This is a genomic window from Microbacterium maritypicum (assembly GCF_008868125.1).
GTDB lineage: Bacteria > Actinomycetota > Actinomycetes > Actinomycetales > Microbacteriaceae > Microbacterium > Microbacterium maritypicum.
In genome coordinates this window covers 1,342,419-1,363,895 of sequence record NZ_WAAQ01000001.1, presented here as the reverse complement: position 1 = coordinate 1,363,895, position 21,477 = coordinate 1,342,419, and the positions used below count along the sequence as shown (strand labels likewise).

At 67.0% G+C, this 21,477-nt stretch carries 23 protein-coding genes and 1 pseudogene; 3 read left to right on the top strand and 21 right to left on the bottom strand.

Going from position 1 to position 21,477, the window contains the following annotated elements; all coding sequences use genetic code 11:
• Positions 1-27 precede the first annotated feature (27 nt).
• From F6W70_RS06580 to prmC, 17 genes are all read right to left on the bottom strand, one after another.
• On the bottom strand, positions 28-2,781 hold the full coding sequence (locus F6W70_RS06580) for an FtsK/SpoIIIE domain-containing protein (RefSeq protein WP_151486206.1): 2,754 nt from the start codon (positions 2,779-2,781) through the stop codon (positions 28-30).
• A gap of 57 nt (positions 2,782-2,838) precedes the next feature.
• Entirely contained in the window at positions 2,839-3,636 is a 798-nt protein-coding gene (locus F6W70_RS06575; protein ID WP_151486205.1) for a PP2C family protein-serine/threonine phosphatase, read from the bottom strand.
• 84 nt (positions 3,637-3,720) lie between these two features.
• Positions 3,721-3,879 (bottom strand): hypothetical protein, encoded by a 159-nt coding sequence (locus F6W70_RS06570; protein ID WP_318278823.1) that lies wholly within the window; start codon positions 3,877-3,879, stop codon positions 3,721-3,723.
• 89 nt (positions 3,880-3,968) lie between these two features.
• Entirely contained in the window at positions 3,969-4,796 is an 828-nt protein-coding gene (locus tag F6W70_RS17960; RefSeq protein WP_318278822.1) for a DUF5684 domain-containing protein, read from the bottom strand.
• 125 nt (positions 4,797-4,921) lie between these two features.
• A complete protein-coding gene (locus F6W70_RS06560; RefSeq protein ID WP_151486204.1) occupies positions 4,922-5,668 on the bottom strand; it encodes a YaaA family protein in 747 nt (248 codons plus the stop codon).
• Between the two features lie 76 nt (positions 5,669-5,744).
• On the bottom strand, positions 5,745-6,005 hold the full coding sequence (locus F6W70_RS06555; protein ID WP_017830988.1) for a F0F1 ATP synthase subunit epsilon: 261 nt from the start codon (positions 6,003-6,005) through the stop codon (positions 5,745-5,747).
• 2 nt (positions 6,006-6,007) lie between these two features.
• Positions 6,008-7,462 (bottom strand): F0F1 ATP synthase subunit beta, encoded by a 1,455-nt coding sequence (atpD, locus tag F6W70_RS06550; RefSeq protein WP_017830989.1) that lies wholly within the window; start codon positions 7,460-7,462, stop codon positions 6,008-6,010.
• A 21-nt stretch (positions 7,463-7,483) separates the two neighbouring features.
• The gene (locus F6W70_RS06545) at positions 7,484-8,380 is read right to left on the bottom strand and encodes a F0F1 ATP synthase subunit gamma (protein ID WP_017830990.1); all 897 of its coding nucleotides are present in this window, start codon (positions 8,378-8,380) and stop codon (positions 7,484-7,486) included.
• Positions 8,381-8,399: 19 nt separating this feature from the next.
• Entirely contained in the window at positions 8,400-10,040 is a 1,641-nt protein-coding gene (atpA, locus tag F6W70_RS06540) for a F0F1 ATP synthase subunit alpha (RefSeq protein WP_017830991.1), read from the bottom strand.
• Between the two features lie 47 nt (positions 10,041-10,087).
• Positions 10,088-10,879, bottom strand: coding sequence for a F0F1 ATP synthase subunit delta (locus F6W70_RS06535; protein WP_055869001.1), 792 nt, complete (start codon positions 10,877-10,879; stop codon positions 10,088-10,090).
• Complete coding sequence (locus F6W70_RS06530; RefSeq protein ID WP_017830993.1) at positions 10,879-11,433, bottom strand: F0F1 ATP synthase subunit B; 555 nt, start codon at positions 11,431-11,433, stop codon at positions 10,879-10,881. Before F6W70_RS06530 ends, F6W70_RS06535 begins: the two co-directional genes overlap by 1 nt.
• A gap of 27 nt (positions 11,434-11,460) precedes the next feature.
• Positions 11,461-11,697: an ATP synthase F0 subunit C gene (gene atpE, locus F6W70_RS06525; RefSeq protein ID WP_017830994.1), complete on the bottom strand. Its 237-nt coding sequence runs from the start codon at positions 11,695-11,697 to the stop codon at positions 11,461-11,463.
• A 43-nt stretch (positions 11,698-11,740) separates the two neighbouring features.
• Positions 11,741-12,559, bottom strand: coding sequence for a F0F1 ATP synthase subunit A (atpB, locus tag F6W70_RS06520; RefSeq protein WP_051056608.1), 819 nt, complete (start codon positions 12,557-12,559; stop codon positions 11,741-11,743).
• A gap of 111 nt (positions 12,560-12,670) precedes the next feature.
• The gene (locus F6W70_RS06515) at positions 12,671-13,189 is read right to left on the bottom strand and encodes a Cg1360 family ATP-synthase-associated protein (RefSeq protein ID WP_017830996.1); all 519 of its coding nucleotides are present in this window, start codon (positions 13,187-13,189) and stop codon (positions 12,671-12,673) included.
• A complete protein-coding gene (locus F6W70_RS06510) occupies positions 13,189-14,358 on the bottom strand; it encodes an MraY family glycosyltransferase (protein WP_017830997.1) in 1,170 nt (389 codons plus the stop codon). Before F6W70_RS06510 ends, F6W70_RS06515 begins: the two co-directional genes overlap by 1 nt.
• On the bottom strand, positions 14,355-15,089 hold the full coding sequence (locus tag F6W70_RS06505) for an L-threonylcarbamoyladenylate synthase (protein ID WP_151486203.1): 735 nt from the start codon (positions 15,087-15,089) through the stop codon (positions 14,355-14,357). Before F6W70_RS06505 ends, F6W70_RS06510 begins: the two co-directional genes overlap by 4 nt.
• A 52-nt stretch (positions 15,090-15,141) precedes the next feature.
• Positions 15,142-16,002: a peptide chain release factor N(5)-glutamine methyltransferase gene (gene prmC / locus F6W70_RS06500; RefSeq protein WP_151486202.1), complete on the bottom strand. Its 861-nt coding sequence runs from the start codon at positions 16,000-16,002 to the stop codon at positions 15,142-15,144.
• A 98-nt stretch (positions 16,003-16,100) separates the two neighbouring features.
• Between prmC and cysK the strand changes: the two genes are divergently transcribed.
• The 3 genes and pseudogenes from cysK to F6W70_RS18035 form a co-directional block, all read left to right on the top strand.
• Positions 16,101-17,039, top strand: a complete 939-nt coding sequence (cysK, locus tag F6W70_RS06495; RefSeq protein ID WP_055869004.1) for a cysteine synthase A — start codon at positions 16,101-16,103, stop codon at positions 17,037-17,039.
• A gap of 8 nt (positions 17,040-17,047) precedes the next feature.
• Positions 17,048-17,620 carry a serine O-acetyltransferase EpsC gene (gene epsC / locus F6W70_RS06490; RefSeq protein WP_055869005.1) on the top strand — a complete coding sequence of 191 codons (573 nt, stop codon included), beginning with the start codon at positions 17,048-17,050 and terminating at the stop codon, positions 17,618-17,620.
• Between the two features lie 210 nt (positions 17,621-17,830).
• Positions 17,831-17,914, top strand: a pseudogene (locus tag F6W70_RS18035) (transposase); the annotation flags it as partial.
• Positions 17,915-17,944: 30 nt separating this feature from the next.
• Here the strand turns inward: F6W70_RS18035 and F6W70_RS06480 are convergent.
• From F6W70_RS06480 to F6W70_RS06465, 4 genes are all read right to left on the bottom strand, one after another.
• Positions 17,945-18,376, bottom strand: a complete 432-nt coding sequence (locus F6W70_RS06480) for a MepB family protein (protein ID WP_017831002.1) — start codon at positions 18,374-18,376, stop codon at positions 17,945-17,947.
• Between the two features lie 115 nt (positions 18,377-18,491).
• Positions 18,492-19,292 (bottom strand): hypothetical protein, encoded by an 801-nt coding sequence (locus tag F6W70_RS06475; protein WP_170287864.1) that lies wholly within the window; start codon positions 19,290-19,292, stop codon positions 18,492-18,494.
• Positions 19,293-19,364: 72 nt separating this feature from the next.
• A complete protein-coding gene (locus tag F6W70_RS06470) occupies positions 19,365-19,772 on the bottom strand; it encodes a phage holin family protein (protein WP_031206276.1) in 408 nt (135 codons plus the stop codon).
• Positions 19,773-19,842: 70 nt separating this feature from the next.
• Positions 19,843-21,387, bottom strand: coding sequence for a CitMHS family transporter (locus F6W70_RS06465; protein WP_017831005.1), 1,545 nt, complete (start codon positions 21,385-21,387; stop codon positions 19,843-19,845).
• Positions 21,388-21,477 lie beyond the last annotated feature (90 nt).

The following is a 21,477-nucleotide window of genomic DNA, read 5'->3' as shown; positions in this document are numbered from 1 at the left end:
CTTCCTCTCGGCCGCGCGCGAGGATGCTCATGCCGGCGACAGCTCGGTGAGGTGGACGCGTCTCGGCGCACGCGCGCCGATCACCGACCACGCCCGGCCTGCATGCGGGCGCGCGTAGGGCGGAAGCTCGCGGGCGCCGACCAGCTGGCGGAGGTCGGCCGGGTGCTCACAGCGGATGAGCACCTCACCGACTGATCTCACGCGTTGCCACACGGGCCAGTTGCGCTGCCATGTCTCCGCATCAGCGACCACGATGCATCGCGGTCCCACACCTTTGGGCTCGGTGCCGACGGCCACCACCTCGCACGCAGGATACGCGTCGCGCATCCGGGCGATCACCTCCTCAGCTCCGGGGCTGACGACGCCCGTGATCGCAGAGGTCGGAGCCCACGCCGCCATCGACGGTGCCGCGGTCCGGTCGACTTCGCTTTCGTCGACCCAGGCCAGCTGCACTTCGTGGTCGCCCATCCTGGCTCGCCCGGGAGCGCGGTCGCGCACGAATCCCGACGGCTCTCCCCCGGCCGCCAGATGCTCCATCCGGTTCGGCATGCGCAACAGCACTCGACGCGGCAGCAGATCGAGCACCCGCCCCAGCGCTCCGCTCGCTCTGGTCGCGGTCAGGACGAAGGTCGTCCCCCGCGCTGCACGAAGAACCTGCTCCCAGCGGTGGACGAACTGCTGGCCGTACTCCGGTGGCAGAGCGGCGGTAAGCGCGTCCAGGTCGTCGCCCAGCACGACCGCAGGAGGACGCTCCCTCCCGTCCGCCCATGCGGCGAGCAGATCCCAGGCGTCTTCAGGGTCGCTCGGCAGCCAGACGGCGTCGTGGCGCTGCGCCGCGACCGCCCTCAGCGCCGCAGTGCGGCCGGAGCCGGGCGCACCGAGAAGCGCGAGTCCTCGCTCGCCTGCGCACCGCAGCAGCACCGCTGGCTGCGACTGGCGGCCGGGGTCGTCGACGCGACCGAGGACGACCGTATCGGGCGACGGACCGGCTTCGTCGATGACCTCCACGAGCGGGAGAACGGCAGGAAGAGCGGGGAGCCACGGGCTGGGCGGCACATCTGCTTCCGCCCACCGCATCCCGACGTCCCTCAGATCGGCGGCCGCGGTCAAGGCGACGCGGATCGCGACGGGCTCGTCGTCCGCAGGCCGCCGCACCAGCCCGTGCCCGCGCGCGCTCGCGTCGCCCGCGAGCATCGCTGCCGCGTCCGTGCCGATCATGAGTCGGCTGTCTGCGACGTCTCCGACCCGCAGACTGATGCGAAGGGGGCAGTTCGCGGCCAGTGCGTCTCTGATGACCCCGGACGCACGCTGCGTGCCGATGATGAGATGCATGCCGAGCGCGCGGCCGCGGGCTGCGATGTCGGTGAACACCGCGCCGAGGTCGGGGTGTTCTGACAGCAGGGCCGCGAACTCGTCGACCACGATGACCAGCCGCGGCATCGAGACATCACGCACATCACGAACTCCCGCAGCGGCCAGCACCGCCTCTCGCCGCCGCAGCTCCGCCGTGAGGCTGGAGACGCCGCGCCTGGCGCCTTCCTCGTCGAGGTCGGTGATGACGGCGACCACCTGTCGCAGCGCGCGCAACGGCTCGAATGCGGTGCCGCCCTTGAAGTCGGCGAGCACGAAGGTCACGCGATCCGGTCCGTTCACCGACGCGATGGCTGTGACCCAGCTGACAAGCAGCTCGCTCTTGCCCGTCCCCGTCATACCGGTCACGATCGCGTGCGGCCCGTCGCCGACGATGTCGACCGTGATGCTCCCCCTCTCACCGCGACCGATCGTCGCGGCCAATCCGTCTGCGTCCTGAGGCTGTGCGAGCTCGGAGAGCGACACCGCGTCGGGGAGCACATCGACCTCGTCGCCCCGATGCGCGAGCTCTGCACCCACGGCGCCTGCCTGCGCGAACGACAAGCACTCGACAGCGATGGCGATCGAGCCGTTCGGGGTGCGCAACGTCCCCCGTCGCGGTTCGATGATGTCGATGACCGTCGTGATGCCCTCTGGCACGTCTTCTTCGACCGAGGCAAGCCAGATCATCGCATCCGCCTGCGGCCGTCCCTCAGCGGTCGAGCCAACCCCCACCCGGAAGCCGCCTCGATGCCCACGTCGCGTATGCGGGAGACTCTCGAACCCGTAGGCGGAGAGGGCGGCACCGCCCGGATCTGCGCCGACCAGGGACAGTTGTGCGGCGCTGAAGCGCAGACACAGCTGCACGATCAGGGCCCTCGCCGCCGCCTGGGTCAGCGGTCGTGGGCCTCGGAGACAGATGCCTCCACCGATCGGCACTGCGATCGGCGCATCCTCGACCACACCGCATCGTTCGCGGAACTCCCGCCCACGGGCATCATCTCCGCCGCTGCAGCGCACCTCACTGGTCGCCTCGCCTGCGCCGACGACGACGGGCGTGATCGTGTCGAGCGGTTGAGCGCCGCGAAGGGGCGGCTGCGCGATGCAGTTCGCCGCGTCGGGGCGCCGCTGCCAGAGCATCTCGCGCTCGTCACTGTGCCGGCGGAGCAGCTCTGCCTCGGCTTCGGCCCACTCCGCTTCGTTCTGCTTCTCAACCTGTCGACGCTCGCGACGCCGGGTGCGTGCGGAGTCCACGAGCGAGGCCCCGATCATCAGGGGCCCCAACGCCGCGAAGCAGAGCGCGAGGAGCGAGCCGGTGACCGTCCACAGCACCACGCCCGCCGCGATCGGCACGAGCGCCGCCAAGAACGGCAGCGGGGCGCGACGCGAGGCGGCCGGAGCCGTCGGAAGTACGATCGGGAGGGAGTCCATCCCCCCAGTGGATCGCATCGCGATCCTGGGATGAGCGCTGTCCACAGCGCAGGACGGCTACTCCGCGGTGTACTCGACTGGGGAGGACGAGTCGTCTTCTGCCGTCACCTGGACGATGATGAGCGTGACGTTGTCCCGTCCGCCGTTCTCCAGAGCCGCTGCGAGCATCGCATCGGCGGCCGCACCCGGGTCTTCGTGTTCCCGGAGGAAGTGCTGGATGCCGTAGTCGGTGAGCTCTTTGGTGAGACCGTCGGAGCAGATGACGAAGCGGTCACCTGCGCGCACATCGATGGAGACGTAATCGGGGGCCGTGAGCTCACTCGCTCCCACCGCGCGGGTGATCACGTTGCTGTACGGATGCCCTTCGGCCTCTTCCGGGCTGAGCTTCCCCGCCGTGATGAGTTCCTGCACGACCGAGTGGTCTGTCGTGATCTGCACGAGTCGATCGTCACGGAGCAGATACACCCGCGAATCGCCGATGTTCAGTGCGATCCAGTGCGATTCGTCACCGTCGGAGTCGAAGTAGACCCCTGTGAGCGTCGTCCCGGTGCCTTCGTCGGTCGTCTCGGGGTGGTCGGCGATGTCACCGACAGCCAGCTCGAGCGCATTCTCGATCGACGGCCCATCGACCTTGCCTGAGGAGACCACGGCCTGCAGGCGGGCGACCGTGCTCTGGCTGGCGATCTCGCCACCGGCGTGACCACCCATCCCGTCGGCGACGATGAACAGCGGGTAGTCGGCCAGGAAAGCATCCTGGTTCGTCTCGCGGCGTCGGCCTTGATCGGTGATCCCGGACCACGACAGCAGCAGCGGGCGCTGCGCAACCGTGATTCGGTGCGTCTTCGTCTCAGCCACGTGCTGCCTCCGATAGGCCTGCGGCGGATCGGACGGTCGCAGGATACTCACAACACATCGTAGTAGAAGTCACGCGCACCTCGATCACACCTGGGCTCCAGCATCCACCGGCAACGGGAAGAACTCGTCGATGACGACCAGATCCTCCGTCGTCGTGCCAGCACGTCCGAAGTCGTCGCAGCCGGGGCCTGTGGAGGACACAGGGAGACCGGAAGCACCCACGCGGCGCTGCGACAAGACCATGTCATCCACGTTAGCGGCCGCTGAGGATCGTCCACCACCCGAGACAGCACAGGGCCCTCGACCGGAGTCGAGGGCCCTGTGTCAGACGATCACGCCGGAGGCTGCGTGGGGTCGGCAGGCGGAGCTGCGGGCGGTGCCGGCGGAGCTGCGGGCGGCGCAGGCGGGGTTGCCGGCGGCGCCGCGGGAGGAGCCGGCGGCGTGGTCGGCGGAACCGGGGGAACCGGTGCGCCGGTCGCCGGAGCTGCGGGACCTGCAGGCGGTGCGTAGCCGGGCTGAGCGGGCGGCGCGTAACCGGGCTGGGCCGGCGGCGCGTAACCCTGCGCGGGGGGTGCGTAGCCCTGGGGCGCGCCGTAGCCGGCCTGCGGAGCCGCAGCCGATGCCTGAGCGGGGATCCCGTCCCACACCGTGCGGTCGCCGAGCAGGCTGTTCGCTGCCCAGGAAGCGGGCTGGATGCCCGCGTTCCAACGCGACTTGTCGAACGCGTTGATGCCGAGCCACACCGGCGGCAGGAAGAAGTACAGAACGACCCAGACGGCGTCCTTCTGCAGCTTCAGGCCGACCCGCCATGCGGCAATCAGGTCGATGACGCGACCGGCGATACCGATCAGCGGGAGGATCAGGAACCATCCCAGGAACGGGATGATCGAGCCGATGATACCGCCACCGATCAGGTACAGAACGAGCCAGGGGCTCAGGTCACCGAGCTTGTAGAAGATCATGGTGCTGTAGACGGGCACCCAGGCGCGCCACTTGCCCTGCACTCCCGCCTTCTCGAAGATCTTCATGTAGAACCACGAGTAGAGCGCGTAGATGGCGAGTGGCAGGATCGTGTAGACCAGGATCAACGCGACCAGCGCGCCACCTGATAGGCCGCCATAGCCGTAGTAGTCGTCCATAGTTCCCTCCAGAAAATTCATGATGCGGCATCATGCGCTGATCACACTAGCGCGTCACGGGGTTTCCCCGCAGATCTCTTTCGCCGTCGGGCGCGTTCAGATCACCACCATCCGCGCACGAGCCGGCTGCGTCGCCCGGAGCCGACTCACTCCTCGACGACGAGCTCGAGAGTGCCCGGTTCTGCGCCGTCGCGGAAGACGATCCCCCGCTTCTGCGCCCACGCGCGAAGGCCACGGAGCGAGCTGACACGCGGCCGATCCTCGGCGATCGCCCGCACGAGCAGACCCTTCGACTTCTTGTTGAAGTGGTTGAGGGCTCTTCCGTGTGCGGTCACGACACGGACGTACGCGGAGGAGACGGCACTCGGCACGGGCCCGAGCGCGACATAGGCCTCGCTGCGCAGGTCCAGGACAAACGACGGGTCGGCCTCGGCGATCGCTGCGGAGGTGGCTTCGGCCCAGTGCCGGCGAAGCGCCGGGAGTCCGGGTAGTGAGGTCCCGGCGGCGAGGCGGTAGGTGGGAAGAGCGTCGAGGGCTCCGACCGGGCCCAGCGGAGCGCTGTGGATCCACACGTGCTCTCCCATCCACCGTCGGGAGACCGCGGAGAGGGAACGCGCATCGAGCGCATCGAACAGCACGCCCGTGTACCGGTCGATCGCCGGCATGGTGGGCGACGATCGAAGCGCCCTGTTGTGTGCGATGTCCCCCCGCTGCCGCTCGCTCAGCTTGAGCACGCGTCGTGCGGCCTCTTCATCGGCGGCGAGGTCGATCAGCGCCTCGAGGACCGCCGAGCGTCGTTCGTTGAGCGACGGAAGCACCAGCGAGTCGAGATCGAGAGGGGAACCGTCGCCACCCTCGTGTTTGGTCTCCGACGGAGGGAGCAGGATCTTCATGAAACCTCGGTGGATACAGACGCGTCCGCCTCGGAACCCGTGCGGGTGCCGAGGCGGACGCGTGAAACTGGTACTGCTAGGCGATGAGAGCCGCGTTGCCGGCAACGATCGTCAGGGTGTCGCCCTCCATGGAGAGGAACCCGTCCTGCGCGTTGGCCAGCACCTTGGTGCCATCCGACTGGGTGATGCGAACCTGGCCCTCGGCGAGGATGGCCAGCACCGGCTCGTGGCCGGTCATGAAGCCGATCTCACCCTCGACGGTCTTGGCGACCACGAGGCTCGCCTCTCCCGTCCAGACCTCCGCATCAGCGGAGACGAGGCTGACGTGCAGCGCCATGGTCAGCCGTTCTCCTTCTGGATCTTCGCCCACTGCTCTTCGACGTCGGAGATGCCACCGACGTTGAAGAAGGCCTGCTCGGCCACGTGGTCGAAGTCACCGCGGGTGATCGCGTCGAACGACTCGATGGTCTCCTTCAGCGGGACGGTCGAACCCTCGACGCCCGTGAACTTCTTGGCCATGTAGGTGTTCTGCGAGAGGAACTGCTGGATGCGACGTGCACGCGACACGACGATCTTGTCTTCCTCGGAGAGCTCGTCGACACCGAGGATGGCGATGATCTCCTGCAGTTCCTTGTTCTTCTGGAGGATCTGCTTGACCGTCGTGGCGACGCGGTAGTGGTCCTCGCCCAAGTAGCGGGGGTCCATGATGCGCGACGTCGAGGTCAGCGGGTCGATGGCCGGGTACAGACCCTTCGAGGCGATCTCACGAGAAAGCTCGGTCGTCGCGTCGAGGTGGGCGAACGTGGTCGCCGGAGCCGGGTCGGTGTAGTCATCGGCGGGCACGTAGATCGCCTGCAGCGAGGTGATCGAGTGGCCGCGCGTCGAGGTGATGCGCTCCTGGAGCACACCCATCTCGTCGGCGAGGTTCGGCTGGTAACCCACGGCGGAGGGCATGCGGCCCAGCAGCGTGGAGACCTCGGAACCGGCCTGCGTGAAGCGGAAGATGTTGTCGATGAAGAGCAGCACGTCCTGCTTCTGCACGTCACGGAAGTACTCCGCCATCGTCAGAGCCGACAGGGCGACGCGCAGACGCGTTCCCGGCGGCTCGTCCATCTGGCCGAAGACGAGGGCGGTCTTGTCGAAGACGCCCGCCTCTTCCATCTCGTGGATGAGGTCGTTGCCCTCACGGGTGCGCTCACCGACACCGGCGAACACCGACACACCACCGTGGTCCTGCGCGACGCGCTGGATCATCTCCTGGATGAGGACGGTCTTGCCGACACCGGCGCCACCGAACAGACCGATCTTTCCACCCAGCACGTACGGGGTGAGGAGGTCGATCGACTTGATGCCGGTCTCGAACATCTGAGTCTTGGACTCGAGCTGGTCGAAGTTCGGCGCCTTGCGGTGGATCGGCCAGCGCTCGGTGACCTCGATGGTCTCGCCGGGCTCGAGGTTGAGCACCTCGCCGATGACGTTGAACACCTTGCCCTTGGTCACGTCGCCGACGGGGACCGAGATGGCCTCACCGGTGTCGCGGACTTCCTGGCCGCGGACGATGCCGTCGGTCGGGTTCAGGGCGATGGCGCGGACGAGGTCGTCGCCGAGGTGCTGAGCGACCTCGAGCGTGATCTCGGTGGACTCTTCGCCCATCGCGATCGTGGTCTTCAGCGCGTTGTAGATGTCGGGGATCGAGTCATGAGGGAACTCGATGTCGACAACCGGACCGTTGACGCGTGCGACGCGCCCGACGACCGCGGTCGCCGGCTGGTCAGCCGGAGCGGTGAGGGTCATTTTCGTCTCTTTCCTGATGGTCTATTTGCTCGAGAGGGCGTCGGCGCCGCCGACGATCTCGGCGATCTGCTGCGTGATCTCCGCCTGGCGCGCGTTGTTGCGCAGACGGGTGTAGTCGGTGATGAGCTTGTCGGCGTTGTCGCTGGCCGACTTCATCGCCTTCTGCGTCGCCGCCTGCTTCGCGGCAGACGACTGCAGGAGAGCGTTGAAGACGCGGCTCTGGATGTACACCGGCAGGATCGCGTCGAGAACGGTCTCGGCATCCGGCTCGAACTCGTACAGCGGGTAAACGGTGTTACCGGCTTCCGACTCATCGGCTTCCGTGATCTCCAGCGGGAGCAGACGCACGGATTCGGGCGACTGCGTCATCATGCTGACGAAACGGTTGTACACGAGGTGGATCTCGTCGACGCCGCCATCCTGTCCCCCGCGGGAGAAGGATTCGAGCAGCGTCGCGGAGATCTCCTCCGCGGTGTGGAACGACGGGGTGTCCGTGTCGCCGGTCCACTCCGCAGCGGCGGCGAGGCGTCGGAACTGGAAGTATCCGACGGCCTTACGACCGATGAGGTAGAAGACCGGCTCCTTGCCCTGCTCGCGCAGGAGCTCTGCGACCTCGAGACCCTCACGGAGGATCTGCGAGTTGAAGGCTCCGGCGAGACCGCGGTCCGAGGAGAAGATCACGACCGCGGAGCGGGTGATGTTCTCGGACTCGCGGGTCAGCGGGTGATCCACGTTCGAGTGCGTCGCGACGGCCGACACGGCCCTCGTCACGGCACGCGCGAAGGGTGTGGACGCTTTGACGCGTGCCATCGCCTTCTGAATGCGCGAAGCCGCGATGAGTTCCATCGCCTTCGTGATCTTCTTGGTCGTCTGAGCAGAAGAGATCTTCTGCTTGTAGACCCTGAGTTGAGCGCCCATATGTCAGTACCTCACGCGGTTACGCGCGACGACCCTTGACGATCTTCTCCTGGTTGACGTCCTCAGCCTCGGCTGCAGCGTGCTCCTCGTGGCCCGGGGCGCCGATGGCGTGTCCCTTGCCACCCTGGAACTCCAGGATGAAGGCATCCGTCTGCTTCTCGAGCTCTGCGACCGTGGCGTCATCGAGGACGTTGGTGTCGCGGAGCGTCTCGAGAACCTTGGTGTTGCGACGCAGGTAGTCCAGGAGCTCGCGCTCGAAGCGCAGGACGTCCGAGACCTCGATCGAGTCGAGCTTGCCGTTGGTGCCGGCCCAGATCGAGACGACCTGCTCCTCGACGGGGTACGGCGAGTACTGCGGCTGCTTGAGCAGCTCGGTCAGGCGCGCACCACGGGAGAGCTGACGACGCGAAGCCGCGTCGAGGTCGGACGCGAACATCGCGAAAGCCTCGAGGGAGCGGTACTGCGCGAGCTCCAGCTTCAACGTTCCGGAGACCTTCTTGATCGACTTGACCTGAGCGTCACCGCCGACTCGCGAGACCGAGATACCCACGTCGACCGCGGGACGCTGGTTCGCGTTGAAGAGGTCGGACTGCAGGAAGATCTGGCCGTCGGTGATCGAGATCACGTTGGTCGGGATGTAGGCCGAGACGTCGTTCGCCTTGGTCTCGATGATCGGGAGACCCGTCATGGAACCAGCGCCGAGCTCGTCGGACAGCTTCGCGCAACGCTCGAGCAGACGCGAGTGCAGGTAGAAGACGTCACCCGGGTAGGCCTCGCGGCCCGGCGGGCGGCGCAGGAGGAGCGACACGGCGCGGTAGGCCTCAGCCTGCTTCGACAGGTCGTCGAAGATGATGAGGACGTGCTTGCCGCCGTACATCCAGTGCTGGCCGATGGCAGAACCCGTGTAGGGAGCCAGGTACTTGAAGCCGGCGGGGTCGGATGCGGGAGCGGCCACGATCGTGGTGTACTCCAGCGCACCGGCCTCTTCGAGGGCGCCCTTCACCGAAGCGATGGTCGAGCCCTTCTGACCGATCGCGACGTAGATGCAGCGAACCTGCTTGTTGACGTCGCCCGACTCCCAGTTGGCCTTCTGGTTGATGATCGTGTCGATCGCGATGGCCGTCTTACCGGTCTGGCGGTCGCCGATGATCAGCTGACGCTGGCCACGACCGACGGGGATCATCGCGTCGATGGCCTTGATGCCGGTCTGCATCGGCTCGTGCACCGACTTGCGCTGCATGACGCCGGGCGCCTGGAGCTCGAGGGCGCGGACGCTCTCGGTCTCGATCGCGCCGAGTCCGTCGATCGGGTTGCCGAGCGGGTCGACCACGCGGCCGAGGTAGCCGTCGCCGACCGGAACCGAGAGGACCTCACCGGTGCGGGTGACTTCCTGACCGGCCTCGACACCGGTGAACTCGCCGAGGACGACGACACCGATCTCGTGCTCGTTCAGGCTCTGTGCGAGACCCTTGGTGCCGTCGGCGAAGATGACGAGCTCGTTCGCCATGACGCCGGGCAGTCCCTCGACGTGCGCGATGCCGTCGGCCGCGTCGATGACGGTGCCGACCTCGGTCGCCCCGGCCCCGGAGGGCTCGTATGCTGCGGCGAAGTCCTTCAGCGCGTCACGGATGACGTCGGGGCTGATCGATAGTTCTGCCATTGTCTTCCCTTTGTATCTGGGTGCGCGGTTCCCCGCGCGAAGTCGTGTTAGCCCGCGAGCTTCTGGCGAAGGTCGGCGAGTCGTGCGGAGATGCTGCCGTCGATGACGTCATCGGCGATCTGCACGCGCAGGCCTCCGACGACGGCAGGGTCGATGACGACGTTGAGCGATACCTGACCGTCGTAGCGACGCGAGAGCGAGTCGCTGAGACGGGCGCGCTGTGCGTCTGTGAGGGCGGCCGCAGTGTGCACCGTGGCGACCACTCGACCGCGCTGGCTCGAGACGACGCTCATCGCCCGGTTCAGCAGCCGTCGGACTCGACGCCCGCGCGGCTCGCGCACAAGCGACGTGATGATCAGCGTCGTCGCGGAGCCGGTGGAGCCTTCGGCCAGGAGACGCTCGACGAGCGCACTCTTGGCGTCTTCTCCGCCGACGCGGCTACCCAGAGCGAGTTCGAGCTCGGGGTTGGCCGCGATCACCCGGGAGAAGCCGAAGAGCTCCCCTTCGATGTCCGTTCCGGGCTCGGCGATCGCCGCCGCGCGGATCGCGAGCTCCTCGATACCGTCGACGAGCTCGCCCGCGTTGGACCAGCGTTCTGCGACGACGGTCTTCAGGACGCCCTGGGCACCTGCGGAGAACCCGCCGAACACCGCGGCGACGACATTCTGTCGTGCCGCGGCGGGAGCGGAAGGATCAGCAAGCGCGCCGCTCAGCTGGGACGATGCACTCACGGCATGCGCGGCAGCGAACAGCTCCCGTGCGGTGTCGAGAGTGACGTCCTTCGCTGCGGCAAGCGTCTTGATGGATGCCGCGAGTGCCTGAGTGGTCGCGCTGCCCATTACTGAGCCGCCTTCTCGGATGCCTCGAGCTCGGCGAGGAAGCGATCGACGACAGCCGTCGCACGCGCGTCGTCGGAGAGCGTCTCGCCGACCACGCCACCGGCGAGGTCGATCGCGAGGGTTCCGACCTCGCTACGCAGCGAGACGAGAGCGGTCTGACGCTCCGCTTCGATCTGCGTGTGCGCGGTGGCGGTGATGCGTGCGGCCTCGGTGGTCGCAGACTCCTTCGCCTCGGCGACGATCTTCTTGCCGTCCTCACGGGCGGCTTCGCGGATCTCACCGGCCTCGGTGCGCGCCTCAGCGAGCTGACGCGTGTACTCCTCGAGTGCCGCCTCCGCCTGCTTCTGCGCCTCGTCGGCCTTGGCGATGTTGCCCTCGATGGCGGCGGACCGCTCGTCGAGCATCTTCGTCAGACGGGGAAGGGCGACCTTCCAGACGACGACGAGGATGACGATGAACCAGAGGCCCGACCAGATGATGTCGTACCACGCAGGGATGAGGGGGTTGTTCGGCTCACCCTCTGCTGCGAGGTTCGTGACAAGAGCGTTCAGCATCCTGTCTCCTTCAGAAGTCGGTGAGGATTACGGGAAGGGGATGAATGCGACGGCGATGCCGACGAACGCAAGTGCCTCGGTGAAGGCGATACCGATCCACATGAGGACCTGGAGACGACCGGCCAGCTCGGGCTGACGAGCGACACCCTCGATGGTCTTGCCGACGACGATGCCGACGCCGATGGCCGGGCCGATGGCTGCGAGGCCGTAGCCGACCGCTCCGAGGTGACCGTTGATTTCAGCGAGAACCGTAGTAGCGTCCACGGGTTTTTCCTTTCGTTGGGTGGGAAGGCTGATGCCTGCCCGCTCAGTGCTCTTCTGCGACCGCGAGCTGGATGTAGACCGCGGTGAGGACGGTGAAGACGTATGCCTGGAGGACGGCGACCAGCATCTCGAAGAGAGTGAAGGCGCCACCGAAGGCGAGGGTTCCGACACCGAGTGCGGCCCAGCCGCCACCTGCGGTGAAGAAGAAGAACTGGGTCGCGGAGAACGCGAGGACCAGGATCATGTGCCCCACGACGAGGTTCATGAGAAGACGCAGCGTCAGCGTGACGGGGCGCAGGATGAACGTCGAGATGAGCTCGATGATCGCGACGATCGGCATCGCGGCGACCGGCACACCCTGCGGGAACAGGGAGTTCTTGAAGAACTTGAAGCCGTGTCGCTTGATACCGGCGTAGATGAAGGTCACGTAGCTGACGACAGCCAGCGTGAGCGGCACCGCGACGATCGCCGTTCCCGGCATGTTCAGGAACGGGATGATGCCCGTGATGTTCATGAACAGGACCATGAAGAAGATCGTGGTCAGGATCGGCAGGAAGCGGTCACCGTCCTTGCGACCGAGCATGTCGTGGGCGACGTTGGTCCGGACGAAGCCGAGCCCCATCTCCACGAGGCTCTGGAAGCGGCCGGGGACGACCTTCATACGGCGAGTGCCGAGCCAGAGGATCAGAACCACGGCGATCACCGCGAGCAACTGGACCAGGTGGATCCGGTTGACCGGGATGGGGCCTACGTGGAAGAGGATCTCCGGAAAGAAATCGTCGATCGAAGGGCCGTGGAACTCGCCGTCGGAGGCGAGTCGGGGGGTCAGGGTCGCAGCAAGATTAAACAGCGCGGGCTCCAGCTTCGGGGCACCGGTCTAAACCGGGGCGACGATGGTCGGTGTGCTACACAGCGCAAGCGCTCGCGGGCGAGCGGCGGGCACGTATCAACAGTATCAGAATCTGAGGGTCTCCTAAGACCGCTGGCCACCCTCGACGGGTCCGTCTCCGATGTGATTCGCCGAGCCGGGCGCACGGTCTTCGGGAACCTCCGTCGGCAGGTTCGTGTCGCTGACGTTGGGCAGCCGCATGCTCGTGAGGACGATGACGTCGATCGCGAGCGACATCAGCACGCCGGCCACGATCGACAGGAAGAACACCATCGGCTGCAGCCACGGCTGACCGGCGAGCATGATCATCGCGACGACGAAGAGCCCGAGCTTGAGCAGCCAGCCGCCCAGGACGATGGCGAAGAACAACTGCACGTAGATCGGGTCGCCGTACCAGCGGTTCGCGATCAGGATGCTGATGCCGGTGATCGCCAGGAAGACGGCGGCCAGGAGCACGCCGAGCAGACCGCTGACGAGCCCCTCCCCCTGAGCGACGAGGTAGCCGATGCCCCCGGCGATGATCGCGAGCACGACGGTGGCGACCGCCGACCAGATGAGGGTGCGACGCAGGATCGGCGTGCTGGAAACAGGACTCGGGCTCATCAGGACTCCACGGGTGTCGGATCGGGTTCGGCGCCCGCTGCGCTCTTCCTGCGGCGGGTGGGACTCAGCGTGACGACGAGGCAGGCGGCGATGCCCACGATGCCGAAGCCGACACCCGGCAGGTACTGGCCGGGCCAGTCCTCTCGGGCACCGACGTACATGAGCAGGACGGCGAGGGAGACCACGGCCGTCCAGGCGTAGAAGATGAGCACGGCGTCACGGTCGCGGTGACCCAGATCGAGCATGCGGTGATGCAGGTGCTTCCGGTCGGGCGAGAACGGCGATCGTCCCGCGCTCATGCGTCGGAGCACGGCGAGTCCGAAGTCCAGCAGCGGCAGCAGGACCACCAGCAGCGGGAGCAGGATCGGTAGGAAGGCTCCGACCAGCTGGGAACGCCCGAGCCGCTCGGGGTCGAGGGCGGACGGATCCATCTGCCCGGTGATCGCGATCGCCGATGTGGCCATCAGGAGGCCGATCACCAGTGCACCGGAGTCGCCCATGAAGATCTTCGCGGGGCTCCAGTTCAGCGGCAGGAAGCCGAGGCAGGCTCCGATGAGGACGGCGGCGATGAAGGTCGAGAGGTTGAAGTAGCTGGAGGCGCCGGAGTCGCGCGTGAAGATGTAAGAGTAGGCGAAGAACACGCCGTTCGAGATGAGACACACACCGGCGACGAGCCCGTCGAGTCCGTCGATGAAGTTCACCGCATTCATCACGATGACGATCGCGAACATCGTGATCGTGATGCTCAGCCAGCTCGACACCACGATGAGGTCACCGAACGGCAGAGACAGGATCTGCAGTCCCCCACCGACCGTGATGACGCCGGCAGCGAGGAACTGCGCGCCGAGCTTGATCATCCAGTCGATGTCCCAGAGGTCGTCGACGACCCCGATGATCGCGATCAGCAGGGACGCGCCGAGGATCGACCACATGGTCTGCGGCGGCACCCAGATGCTCTGGAAGAACGGGTTCACCGCGGAGAAGCCGAACGCCGCGGCGATGGCGAGGAAGATCGCGACGCCGCCCAGTCGTGGCTTGGGGGTGGTGTGCACGTCCCGGTCGCGGATCGCGGGGTACAGCTTGAACCGGAGGCTCAGCTTCCACACCGCCCAGGTCAGCGCGAACGTGATCGCGGCGGTGAGGATGATCGTGAAGAGGTACTGCTTCACGAATCCCCGTCCTGCTCCTGCGCGCGCTCAGGGTCATGCTCGTGTCCGGCGTGGTCCTCGGGCTCGAGGAGGTCGCCGAGGACTTCCTCGAGCTGCTCCCTGGTCACGGCGCCGTCACGGAGGATGCGCACCGTCCCGGGTTCGGAATCCGCGCCGCGGCGCACCAGCGAGGTGGCATCCACGATGGTGGACGCGATGCCGTCCTTGCTCAGGCCGTCTGCGAGATAGACCGCGACGCTGTCACCCAGCATCTTCTCGGCGTCGTACGCCGAGATGGCCGCGGCTTCGCCCGTGAGGTTCGCGCTGGAGACGGCCAGCGGGCCGGTCTCCGCGAGCAGTTCGAGGGCGACCCGGCCCTCCGGCATGCGCACCGCGACCGTGCCGAGAGTCTCTCCCAGGTCCCACACCAGCGACGGCTGCGCGGGCAGCACGATCGTCAGTCCGCCGGGCCAGAATGCCTCGACGAGGCGCTCGACCGGCTCCGGAACGGACTCGGCCAGGGCGGCGAGCGTCTCCTTCGTGCCGATCAGCACGGGCGGCGGCTGATCCCGCCCGCGCCCCTTCGCATCGAGGAGGCGCTGGACGGCGGCCGGGGAGAAGGCATCGGCGGCGACGCCGTACACCGTGTCTGTGGGGATGACGATGAGGTCGCCACGGCCGATCGCCTGGCGCGCGTGGCGCATGCCGGCGAGGAGCTGCGACTCGTCGCTGCAGTCGAAGATGGTTGACATGACGGTTCGATTCTATGCGGCGCGGCCAGTGAGCACGCTCGGAGGTTGCTGATCAGGGTCGGAGCGCGGTGGTGGTGCGATCCCGGAGCGTCAGGTCGCGGTGTGTCGCCGGCGCGCGCCAGCCGTCGGCCGTGAGGAGGTCCCTGATCGACTCGCCCTGCAGTTCGCCGTGCTCGATGACGAGGAGACCACCGGGGCGCAGCAGCCGCAGGGCCCGTGAGCTGAGCACACGCACGATGTCGAGACCGTCCTCTCCCCCGTACAGCGCCATGGCCGGATCGAACAGCCGCACCTCCGGATCGCGGGGAATGGCGGCATCGGGCACATACGGCGGATTCGAGATGACCACGGAGGCCGTGCCGTCGAGCTCCGGGAAGGCTTCCCCCAGGTCGGACAGCACCAGCGTGAGGTTGTCGACTCCCGCGACGTTGCGGCTCGCCCAGGCATGCGCGTCCTCGGAGAGCTCGGCGGCGAAGATGCGCGCGTGCGGCACCTCGGTGGCCATCGCGAGGGCGATCGCCCCGCTGCCGGTGCCGAGGTCGATGCCGACCGGTGCGGACTCCGGGGAGCTCAGCAGGGCGTCGATCGCGTACTGCACGACGGTCTCCGTCTCCGGACGGGGTACGAAGACGCCGGGGCCGACGGCGAGCTCGAGGTGACGGAACGGCGCGGTTCCGGTGATGTGCTGCAGCGGCTCCCTGGCTGCACGACGCGTCACGGCCTCATCGAGCGCCGACACCGCTGCGTCATCGATGCCGTCGCCACGGACGATCGCCGCCTGCACCTCGCCGCGTCGTCGTCCGAGGATGTGGCCGGCGAGAAGCTCTGCGTCGACGAGAGGGTCGGGCACTCCGACATCGGCCAGACGCTGGGCCGCCGTGCGGACGACCGCAGCGAGAGAGGTGTCAGACATGCCTTCCAGCGTAGAGTGCGAGCGGCCGTCACAAAGGCCTCCCCATAGGACCCCTCCCCTAGGCTGGTCCGCAGCGACCCCGCACAGGAAGGTTCATCATGCCCGGCATCCACTCCGACATCACGACCGCGTTCGGCAACACACCGCTCGTCCGCCTGAACCGGGTGACCGAGGGACTGGGTGCGACCGTCCTCGCCAAGCTCGAGTACTACAACCCCGCCTCGAGCGTGAAGGATCGCATCGGGATCGCCATGGTCAACGCCGCCGAGGCATCGGGTGAGCTCACGCCGGGCGGCACCATCGTGGAGTCCACGAGCGGCAACACCGGCATCGCTCTCGCGATGGTCGGCGCCGCGCGCGGCTACCGCGTGATCCTGACGATGCCCGCCTCCATGTCGAAGGAGCGCCGGGTCCTGCTGAAGGCGTTCGGCGCGCAGATCGTGCTCACCGACCCCACCAAGGGCATGAGCGGTGCGATCGAGGAGACCAAGCGCATCGTCGCCGAGACTCCCGGAGCCATCTGGATCCGCCAGTTCGAGAATGCCGCGAACCCCCAGATCCACCGCGAGACCACGGCACAGGAGATCCTCCGCGACACCGACGGCGCGGTCGACATCCTCGTCGCGGGCGTCGGCACCGGCGGAACCGTCACCGGGACCGGGCAGGCGCTCAAGGCGGCGAAGCCCGGCGTCCAGGTGATCGCGGTCGAGCCCAAGGATTCCCCGGTGCTCACCGAGGGACACCCCGGCCCGCACAAGATCCAGGGCATCGGCCCGAACTTCGTCCCCGGTGTGCTCGATCGCGAGGTGCTCGACGAGATCCTCACCGCCGAGTTCGACGAGTCCATCCGCGTCGCCCGTGAGCTCGCGGCCAAGGAGGGTCTCCTCGTGGGCATGTCATCCGGCGCCGCGGTCGCCGCCGCACTGAAGGTCGCGGCCCGACCGGAGAACACCGGCAAGACGATCGTCGTCATGATCCCCGACACCGGTGAGCGTTACATCTCCACCGCGCTGTTCGAGGATCTGCGCGAAGACTGAGACCGGCGATGGGCATGATCGGGCGGATGCGCGAGGACATCGCGGCCGCACGCCTTCGGGATCCGGCCGCGCGCAGCGCCGTCGAGGTCGCTCTGCTCTACCCCGGGCTGCACGCCGTCTGGGCGCACCGCGTCTCGCATGCGCTCTGGCGGCGCCGCCTGCGTCTGCTCGCACGCGCCGGCTCCCAGGTGTCGCGCTGGCTGACCGGGATCGAGATCCACCCCGGCGCGAACATCGGCCGTCGCTTCTTCATCGACCACGGCATGGGCGTGGTCATCGGCGAGACCGCCGTGGTGGGCGACGATGTGATGCTCTACCACGGCGTCACGCTCGGCGGACGCACACGCGCTTCCGGGAAGAGGCACCCCACGCTCGGAGACGGAGTGGCCGTCGGCGCCGGCGCCAAGATCCTCGGCCCCGTGACGATCGGGGCCGGCTCCGTGGTCGGTGCGAACGCCGTGGTCACTCGTGACGCCCCCGCCGACAGCGTGCTCGTCGGAGTGCCGGCGAAGCCGCGTCATCGCACGGTCGGCGAGGACACCAGGGCTCTGCTCACCGCGCCGGACCACTACGCGATCTGAGTAGACGAGAACGGCGGACGCCCTAGGCGGTGTTGCCAGACACCTTCGGGCGCCTTGTGGGCGGGTGTTGGATGCGTGTCGCGTGATGCGATCTCTGACGAGGCCTGGGCTGTGATCGGCCCGCTGTTCCCGAACGTGAAGTCGACGGGACGGTCACCGGCGGATCGGCGCACCGTGGACGAGGTGACTGCGTAGCAGTACCGAACGGGCGCGCCGTGGCGGGATGTTCCGGACCGGTTCGGGAGCTGGAACACGATCTACAAGACCTTCGACCGGTGGTCCGAGCAGGGCGGGTGGGCGCGGGTGCTGGACGACCCGGTGAGCTCAGAACTCCTGAAACGCGGGCGCTTGAGCGCTTTGCGTGGTCGCGGCCTGGGCATTCAAGCCCGCGCACCAGCTCGGATACACCCGGAACCCACGTTTGCCTGGCCGCCTTCCTGACGTGACGCCGAGCGCTGTCAGGTGCGCGCTGGTGAACCGGAACACCCCTCGCTGATCATGCTGTTCCACGAAGACAAGCAGCCCCGCTGCGGGATCGGCATCGCTGAACGGCACTGTGTTCCCCTCCGCGTCCCTTTGCCAGAACGCGACGAAGGCCCCCGGTTTGGTCGGAGTGTTCCGCGCTGTGCGAATATGCCAAGCCTCTTCGCCTATCTGGACAATCCCGGACTCATAGTCGCTGTTCTGGGTCTCGGGGATGACTTCAGCGGTCACGCCCACCTCCGCCGAGTAGACCGCGAAGGCGTTGAACTGCATGCAGCCACGCTATCTTGCCGAGCCACCAGCCCGGGCCTAGGCTCCACACACCTATAGCAATACGGCCTAGCAGCCCGACAACCAGGACCGTGATCGCGACGAAACCCGGAGCCGACTACTCGACAAGGTGGGCAAAGTCTTCGGTGTATCCGAGTATCAATATCGGGGAGGTGGCAAGCGTGGCTTCTAGCCGCTGCCAAGCGCTGCTCTCCTGCTGTCCATAGAGGTGTTTGAGGTCCTCTACCAACGCCGGAACGTCTTGATCGGTGGTGCTGTCGAGTTGGCGGACGAACCCGAGCGTCGACGCGCCGATTCCGAAGAGCACGTAGTTGTGGCGTTCGCAGATGCGTTTCACTACCGCACGGAGCTGAAATGGATTCCAGTCAACCGAGAAGTACCCATTTGGGATGTTCGCAAGCAGATCGTCATCATGCCGGCCGGGGAGGCACTGCACGACATGCGCATCGTCGAGCAGCAGATCAGGCTGGCGGTTGAGGTCCGACAGCGCATCAATGTCGGTTTCGCTGGTCGTGAGCTCGCCACGCAACTGCTCCCACGCAACCATTCTGCCCAGATCGCGAAGCGCTCGCCCTGTGGCTTCGAAGAGCGCTGCTTCGTACGTGTCGACCGCTTTCGCATCGTCATCGTCGGGGTAATCAAGGTCATCGCCGAAGCCGTGCTCGTTCGCCGCGTGTCCGCTCGTATAGAGACACTGATTCAGGTCGTCCAAGGTTACGAAGCTGCGCCCATTGGCAACCTGTCCAGCGCCGACCTGCTGGAATGCGTCAAACAGCTCAGCGAACGACGACGCCCCCTTGATCAGCGCGACACTGAACCGGTCAAGACCCCGGCGTCCGTCAGCCGTGGGGAGTGCGACGAGCTCCAACCGCGATTGTTCTCGCCCTTCAAATTCCATCGATACCGACTACGCACAGCGAGGCGAGCTGTTCCGACAGCCACAAAGGGACAGCCACTTCAGCAACACGTCCTAGCGGCGTTGGCCCTTGACCGCCGCGACCTTCTTGCGCAGGAAGAGGAGCGGGAGCAGCACGCTGCCGAGCGCCGTGATCAGCCAGACGATGACCGCACCGAGCAGCCACCCGGTCAGGTCGGTGATCCGGAGTCCGCCGATGGGCAGCAGCACGACGACGACGAGCGAGATCAGCGTCGAGAAGATCCCGATACCGCCCATCAGCACCGGCGCGTAGCGGTTGGCCATCTTGCCGACCCAGGGCGCGAGGACGCTCTGCAGGATCGCGAAGATCAGGATGCAGATGACGAAGCCCCACCACTTGTCCCATTCGATCGTGAAGCCGTCGAGGAGGAGGTCAGCGGCGATCAGGCCGAGACCGGCGGACACCACGTAGAGCAGGCCGCGGAACAGGAAAGTGATCACGGGCCGAGCATAGCGCTGTGCACGCACGATGGTGGGGAGCACGGCGTCCGCGCTCCCCACCACCGGAGCGTCACTGCGCCACGAAGAACGGGACGGCTCCGGTCAGGATGCCGACGCCGAGCATGACCAGCGAGACGATCGTGGCGCGCCACAGCACCTTGCGGTGGTGGTCGCCCAGGTTCACGCTCGCGAGCGACACGAGCAGCAGGATGGCGGGTACCAGCGGACTCTGCAGGTGCACGGGCTGGCCGGTGATCGACGCCCGCGCCATCTCCACGGGATCGATGCCGAAGTTCGCGGCGCTCTGGGCGAGCACCGGGAGGATGCCGAAGTAGAACGCATCGTTCGACATGAAGAACGTGAACGGGATCGAGAGCACACCGGTGATCGGCGCGAGGAACGGACCAAGCGCCGGTGGGAGCACGTCGGTGATCCACGTGGCCATCGCATCGACCATCCCGGTGCCGGTGAGCACGCCGACCAGGACTCCTGCGGCGATCACCATGGAGACCACGCCCACGATGCTCGGTGCGTGCGCGACGATCTCCGAGGCCTGTTCCTTGATGCCACGGAAGTTGATGACGAGCGCGAGGCCCGCTCCCACCATGAACACGTACGGCAGCGGCAGGATGTCGAGCACCAGCAGCACCATGACCGCGACGGTGAGAGCGAGGTTGAACCAGATGAGCTTCGGCCGGAGGGTGGGCCGTTCAGGGTCCAGCATCGTGTCGGCCATGGCCGTGTCCGCAGGATCCACGCTCGCGGCAGAGACGGGAGCGTGTCCGCCGGCGACGACCACGAGGTTGCCGGTGCGCAGCGAGGCGCGCGCACCCGGCTTCGGCTCTGCCCCGCGGAAGATCTTCGGCACCGTGGAGAGCGTCCCGCCGTCAGCACCGACCAGCAGCCCCTCGGAATCCAGGCGACCGAGTCGCCGGCGCTCCTGCAGGCCCAGGATCCATGCGAAGCCGAGGGTCACGACGATCCCCGCTCCGAGCGCCGGCAGCATCGGCACGAAGATGTCTGTCGGCTGCAACCCCAGGGCCGTCGCGGCCCGCACGGTGGGTCCGCCCCACGGCACGATGTTCAGCGTGCCGTTCATGAGGCCGGCCACGCAGGTCAGCACGACGGGACTCATCCCCAGGCGCAGATAGATGGGCAGCATCGCCGAGGTCGTGATGATGAAGGTCGTCGAACCGTCGCCGTCGAGCGACACCGCTCCGGCGAGGATCGCGGTGCCGAGCACCACCTTGGCCGGGTCGTCACCGAGCAGGCGCGTGATCAGCCGGATGAGCGGGTCGAACAACCCCACGTCGATCATGATGCCGAAGAACATGATCGCGAACATCAGCAGGGCCGCGGTCGGTGCCATCGCGCCGATCGAGTCGAGGATCATGTCGCCGAGGCCGAGGCCTGCTCCCGCGAAGAGGCCGAAGACGGTCGGAACGAGGATCAGCGCGACCATCGGAGTGAGGCGCTTGGTCATGATGAGCGTCATGAACGCGAGCACCATCGTGAATCCGAGGAGCACCAGCACCCACTCGGGTGGCACGAAGGCCACGTCGTAGGTTGGCGCCTCTTCGGCGGCCGCGAACAGGCCGGTGAGTGCGTCGGGCATTGCGTTGACTCCTTCGTCGTGGCTCCGTCGTCCGTGACGGATCCCGATGAGACTAGGGAATCCGGGCGCTCAGGGAGCGGTATCCCGCAT

Excerpts from the sequence above, each read along its gene's own strand:
- cysK (WP_055869004.1), top strand. The coding sequence starts at position 16,101 with ATGCCCGGCATCCACTCCGACATCACGACCGCGTTCGGCAACACACCG.
- F6W70_RS06530 (WP_017830993.1), bottom strand. The coding sequence starts at position 11,433 with ATGCTGAACGCTCTTGTCACGAACCTCGCAGCAGAGGGTGAGCCGAAC.
- F6W70_RS17960 (WP_318278822.1), bottom strand. The coding sequence starts at position 4,796 with ATGAATTTTCTGGAGGGAACTATGGACGACTACTACGGCTATGGCGGC.
- F6W70_RS06570 (WP_318278823.1), bottom strand. The coding sequence starts at position 3,879 with ATGGTCTTGTCGCAGCGCCGCGTGGGTGCTTCCGGTCTCCCTGTGTCC.
- F6W70_RS06515 (WP_017830996.1), bottom strand. The coding sequence starts at position 13,189 with ATGAGCCCGAGTCCTGTTTCCAGCACGCCGATCCTGCGTCGCACCCTC.
- F6W70_RS06465 (WP_017831005.1), bottom strand. The coding sequence starts at position 21,387 with ATGCCCGACGCACTCACCGGCCTGTTCGCGGCCGCCGAAGAGGCGCCA.
- prmC (WP_151486202.1), bottom strand. The coding sequence starts at position 16,002 with ATGTCTGACACCTCTCTCGCTGCGGTCGTCCGCACGGCGGCCCAGCGT.
- F6W70_RS06480 (WP_017831002.1), bottom strand. The coding sequence starts at position 18,376 with ATGCAGTTCAACGCCTTCGCGGTCTACTCGGCGGAGGTGGGCGTGACC.
- F6W70_RS06555 (WP_017830988.1), bottom strand. The coding sequence starts at position 6,005 with ATGGCGCTGCACGTCAGCCTCGTCTCCGCTGATGCGGAGGTCTGGACG.
- F6W70_RS06505 (WP_151486203.1), bottom strand. The coding sequence starts at position 15,089 with ATGTCAACCATCTTCGACTGCAGCGACGAGTCGCAGCTCCTCGCCGGC.
- F6W70_RS06580 (WP_151486206.1), bottom strand. The coding sequence starts at position 2,781 with ATGGACTCCCTCCCGATCGTACTTCCGACGGCTCCGGCCGCCTCGCGT.
- F6W70_RS06475 (WP_170287864.1), bottom strand. The coding sequence starts at position 19,292 with ATGGAATTTGAAGGGCGAGAACAATCGCGGTTGGAGCTCGTCGCACTC.
- atpD (WP_017830989.1), bottom strand. The coding sequence starts at position 7,462 with ATGACCCTCACCGCTCCGGCTGACCAGCCGGCGACCGCGGTCGTCGGG.
- F6W70_RS06545 (WP_017830990.1), bottom strand. The coding sequence starts at position 8,380 with ATGGGCGCTCAACTCAGGGTCTACAAGCAGAAGATCTCTTCTGCTCAG.
- F6W70_RS06535 (WP_055869001.1), bottom strand. The coding sequence starts at position 10,879 with ATGGGCAGCGCGACCACTCAGGCACTCGCGGCATCCATCAAGACGCTT.
- epsC (WP_055869005.1), top strand. The coding sequence starts at position 17,048 with ATGGGCATGATCGGGCGGATGCGCGAGGACATCGCGGCCGCACGCCTT.
- atpA (WP_017830991.1), bottom strand. The coding sequence starts at position 10,040 with ATGGCAGAACTATCGATCAGCCCCGACGTCATCCGTGACGCGCTGAAG.
- F6W70_RS06560 (WP_151486204.1), bottom strand. The coding sequence starts at position 5,668 with ATGAAGATCCTGCTCCCTCCGTCGGAGACCAAACACGAGGGTGGCGAC.